General features: G+C 73.4%; 5 protein-coding genes. All 5 read right to left on the bottom strand.

Translation table 11 applies throughout. From position 1 onward, the window contains the following. Nucleotides 1–405: 405 nt before the first annotated feature. Nucleotides 406–1,206: an alpha/beta fold hydrolase gene (locus tag HMPREF3099_RS11075; protein ID WP_237769847.1), complete on the bottom strand. Its 801-nt coding sequence runs from the start codon at nucleotides 1,204–1,206 to the stop codon at nucleotides 406–408. Further along, the gene (locus HMPREF3099_RS11070; protein ID WP_083323734.1) at nucleotides 1,203–1,571 is read right to left on the bottom strand and encodes a DUF2516 family protein; all 369 of its coding nucleotides are present in this window, start codon (nucleotides 1,569–1,571) and stop codon (nucleotides 1,203–1,205) included. The genes HMPREF3099_RS11075 and HMPREF3099_RS11070 overlap by 4 nt, the downstream gene beginning before the upstream one ends. Continuing rightward, nucleotides 1,571–2,563 (bottom strand): asparaginase, encoded by a 993-nt coding sequence (locus tag HMPREF3099_RS11065; RefSeq protein WP_070706087.1) that lies wholly within the window; start codon nucleotides 2,561–2,563, stop codon nucleotides 1,571–1,573. Before HMPREF3099_RS11065 ends, HMPREF3099_RS11070 begins: the two co-directional genes overlap by 1 nt. A gap of 81 nt (nucleotides 2,564–2,644) precedes the next feature. Then, the gene (locus HMPREF3099_RS11060) at nucleotides 2,645–3,703 is read right to left on the bottom strand and encodes a DUF2382 domain-containing protein (RefSeq protein ID WP_070706085.1); all 1,059 of its coding nucleotides are present in this window, start codon (nucleotides 3,701–3,703) and stop codon (nucleotides 2,645–2,647) included. A 142-nt stretch (nucleotides 3,704–3,845) separates the two neighbouring features. Next, the coding region (locus HMPREF3099_RS11055) for a CAF17-like 4Fe-4S cluster assembly/insertion protein YgfZ (RefSeq protein ID WP_371327543.1) at nucleotides 3,846–4,440 on the bottom strand (595 nt) is incomplete at its 5' end.

Here is a 4,440-nt window from a genome sequence, read left to right as displayed (position 1 = left end):
CCTCGAAGCCGGCGGCTTCAGACCCCGGCTTCACCCTCAGATCGGATGAGCCACTTTGCCCCCACGGCATCGGCCTCGTACCCACCGTCGACGCGCCCCACCTTCATGCCCTCCTGACCAGCTGAGTCCCAGCAACCCATGCCGACCCGAATTGAACCCAGTCCATCACATCTCCCCCCATCGGCTGGATGGGGGGAGGCAGGCAACGCCTGCCCCCCATCCAGCGAAGTCAACATTTCATCGCGAACGCTGCGGGCACTTGTCCTCGATGCCGTGGATGACCACCCCGAGCATGGCAAGAATGTTCTTCATGGATGACAATTCCCCTCGTAGTCGACTGCGAGGACTATCCCCCCCGAAGCCAGGATTCAACTGCCGCAACGAACCTTGAGCGAGTCTTTACTCTCAGGCGTTCAGGAAGCCCGTCACCAGCTCGCGGACCCGCTGGCGGTGGGCCCAGATGAGCCCGCCAGGCGGCAGCACCTCCACCGTCGCGTTGCCCAGGGCCTCGCCCAGCCCACGGGCCACCGAGGCCGGGTGCGCGTCGTCGTCCTCCTGCCCGATGACGAGCACCGGGGCGCTCACCGCGGCCAGGGCGGCCCGGTCGTCGATGGGGTGGGCGCCCGGCAGTGCCCGCAGCGCCGTAGCCGCCCCCGTGCCCAGCAGCGCCTCGGCCTGCTGGCGGCAGAAGGCGCGCACCGCCGGCTGGTCACGCACCGCCGCGGGCTGGTCGGCCAGCAGCCACGCCTCGAGGGCGTCGGCGTCACCAGCCTCCACGAGCGCAGCCATCCGCTCCATACGGCGCAGCGCGGCGTCCTCGCGGGTGGCGTCGATGACGGCGGGGATCACCAGGACGGCCCGCTCGAAGCGGTCCGGCTGCTCGGCCAGGATCCGCGTGATGGCGCCCGCCCCCATGCTCAGCCCCAACGCGCGGGTGGCCCCGTGGCGGTCGGCCACCGCGAGCAGATCGGCTGCCAGATGGCCGTAGTCCCAGCCGCCGTCGGGCGCCAGGGAGCGCCCGTGGCCCCGCTGGTGCAGGAACACCGAGCCGCCGACCACCCCGGTGGCGAACGGCCGCGTGGAGGTGATGCTGCCCGCCAGCCCGTGCGCGTAGACCGTCACCGGCTCGCCCCGCCCGGTGGCGAACACCTCCAGCGGGCCCTCCGGCCCGTCCTCGAGGTGCGTCTGCGGGCCGGGCAGGCTCACCACAGGCGGCCGGGGGTCTGGGCGTTGGCCAGGATCCCCTCGATGCGCCGCTTGGTGTCGGCCAGGTAGACGCCCGCCACGGTGACCGCGATGAGGCCGAAGAGCGCCAGCGGCGGGAAGGTCGTCCACGACCCCAGCGCCACGAGGCTCCCCAGCACCCAGACCTGGTAGGCGCCCAGCAGGGTGCACAGACCAAGCACCACGGCCCAGAAGACCTTGGTGCGGGCGTCCGCGGCTGGGAAGGCGTCCACCCGGGTAGTGAGCACGTGCAGCAGCGCCCGCACCTCCACCACGAGCGCCACCACGGCGAGCACCGCCAGCACCCAGGTCTCGAACCGCAGGATGCTCAGCACGACCATGTCCATCAACGGGCCTCCTCGCCCACGATCCCGGTGGCCACGACCGAGCCGACGGCCCGTCCGTGCCCCATCACCTGCACCGCACCGATGCGGCCCAGGGCCTCGTTCTCCACGCCGGCGGCGCGGAGCAGCTCCACCGCCACCGGCCACAGCGCGCGCTCGGCACCGTCGGCGACCTTCACCGCCAGGCCCCGGCCGTCCGGCAGCCCGAGGGCCAGCACGGCCTCGGCGCCGTCCTTGGCGACCGCGCCGGGCAGCGCACGCATCAGCGCGGTGACCTCGCGATGGGTGCCGCCCACGTACTGGGGGTTCTCCCGCATCGCGTCGGCCACGGCCCGCTCTGGCCCCTCGGGGGCAGCCGCGATGCGCCCGAACGCCCGGGCCAGACCGGCCAGCGTCAGCGACATCACCGGGGCACCGCAGCCGTCCACCGCCACGTGCTCCACCGCATCGCCGGAGAGGTCCTCCACCGCCTGGCGGATGGTCACCTGCAGCGGGTGGGCCGCGTCCAGGTAGGTCTGCGTGCTCCACCCCGCGGCCACGCAGGCGGCGAGCATGCCGGCGTGCTTGCCGGAGCAGTTCTGCACCAGCGCGTCGGGGCCGTGGCCGGCGGCCAGCCAGTCGGCCCGGACCTGCTCGTCCCCCGGCAGGGTGGGCGTGTTCTGCAGGAAGGAGGCGTCCAGGCCCGCGGACGCCAGCATCTCCAGCACGGCCTCGCGGTGGAAGGCCTCGCCGGAGTGGCTCGCACAGGCCAGCGCGAGGTGGCGGCCCGAGAGCGCAGCCCCGGCGCGCAGCATGCCGACGGCCTGCATCGGCTTGTTGGCCGAGCGCGGGAACATCGGCACGTTCACCGGCCCGACGGCCCGCTCCACCCCTCCGTCCGACGCGGTGAGGACGGCCAGGCCGTGGTGCACGGACTCCACGAGGTCGCCCCGCACGACGTGGGCGACCACGGGGGCCTCAGCGAGGGGGCTGTGGTGCGAGTTGGGAGCGGTCACGCGGCGAGGGTAGTCCAGCCCGCACGCACGACGCGGCCCCGCCCGGTGGGGCGGGGCCGCGTCAGCGGGTCAGCGGATCGCTCAGACGCGGTCGCGGCCGTCGAGCTGGGCGTCGTCGGCGCCCTCGATCTCGACGCGCTCGCGGCGCAGGCGCTCGGTGACCTGACGGTTCTCGGTGACGACCTTCTTGTTCAGGCCGATCTCCTCCACCGCGTAGACCTCCTTGGAGACCACCGGGTGCTCCTCGACGAGGCGGACCTCGAGCTCGTCGTCGGCGAAGTCCCAGGCGCCCACCGGCTGGCCGTCGGTGATCTCACGACGCTCGATCTCCACGGACTCGCGCTCCAGCGGCACGGAGATGGTCTCGTCCTCCTCGACCACGAACTTGCGCAGGCGCACGGAGCCGGTCTCGCGACGCTCCTTGCCCACGTTCAGGCGCTCCTCGTGGCGGGTCACCGTGGTGCGCTCGCCGTCGACGGCCAGACCGCGGTCGGCGGTGCGCTCGCCGGCGTAGCCGGTGGAGGCGGCAGCCGTGGGCACGGCGGTGGTGGCGTCGGTGCCGCGGTCGGCGAAACCGGCAGCCTGGTCGGCCTCCAGGGCGCGCTCGCGCTCCACGTCGATCTCGGACTCCGAGCCATACTGGCGGTCGTAGTCGGCCTTGGCGGTGGCGTCGCCGGCGGCGAGGCCGGTGCCCGCAGCGGTGCCGGCAGCGGTGCCGGCGGCAGCGCCGTCCCAACGGCCGAAGTCGGCGCCGGTGTTGTCGCGCTCCACGTCGGCGGCCTCGACGCGGTCACCCGCGAAGCCGGCCTCGGTCTGGGTGGTGTCGCCGTCGAACTGCACGCCGTAGTAGCGGTACAGCTCCACCTCGTGCTCGGCGTCCAGGTGCTGGCCGGCCTCGATCTGCGGGGAGTCCTTCACCTTGTCCTTGGTGTAGGGCACCGAGAGGCCACCCTCGGCGATGGTGGCGTCGTCCAGCGGCACGAAGCTGTTGCCGCTGAACATGCCGGTGTTGACCGTGGCCCAGGCGGGCTGACCGGTCTGGTCGTCGAGGTAGATGTCCTCGATGGGCCCGACCTTCTCGTTGCCGGCGCCGAACAGGTCGCGGCCTCGCAGGTCCTCTAGCTGCTCCTTGCTGATCATTGCTGTACTCCTTCGGGCCCGAAGCGCGAGCCGTGTCCGTCTCAGGTCTCCCACCCGGGAGGACCGGGGGGTTCGGATCCACAGTATTTGCGAAAGGTCACGGAACCAACCGCAATCATGTGACCTATGTCACACAGGTGTCTCAGGGGCGCCGCCGGGCCGGGCGGCCACCGGGCGCCACCACCACCTCCTGGGCCGCGGCCGTCCCGTCGACGGTGAGCGGCTCCCCGGGGTCCACCGAACGCTTCACCACCGCGAGCCCGATGGGGCCCAGCTCGTGGTGGCGGGCCACGCTCGTGAGCCGGCCCACCACCCGGCCGGAGCCCGGCTCCCCGGCCACGGCCCCGGAGCGCACCTCGGCGCCCACGACCGGCAGCTCGTGCCCCGAGCCGTCGAGGTGCAGGAAGACCAGCCGCCGCGGTGGCTGGCCCAGGTTCTGCACCCGCGCCACCGTCTCCTGCCCGCGGTAGCAGCCCTTGCGCAGGTGCACCGCCGTACGGAGCCAGTCCAGCTCGTGCGGGATGGAGCGCTCGTCGACCTCGTCGGCCGCCGGTCGCCAGGCCGCCACCCGCAGGGCCTCCAGCGCCCACCGGCCGGCCAGCGGGCGGTCGCCCACCCAGGCCTCCACCTCGTCGGCGGGCAGCACCACCTCCCGCCACGCCCACCCCTCACCGGGGTGGCGCCCGAGCTCCGGCGCGGTACGCACCGCCGTCTCCCCGACCGGCCCGGGCCAGGGG

Origin of the sequence: Kytococcus sp. HMSC28H12, assembly GCF_001816045.1 — a bacterium.
Classification (GTDB): domain Bacteria; phylum Actinomycetota; class Actinomycetes; order Actinomycetales; family Dermatophilaceae; genus Kytococcus; species Kytococcus schroeteri.
The sequence above is the reverse complement of the archived record's forward strand: the minus strand, read 5'-3'. Positions and strand labels throughout refer to the sequence as shown.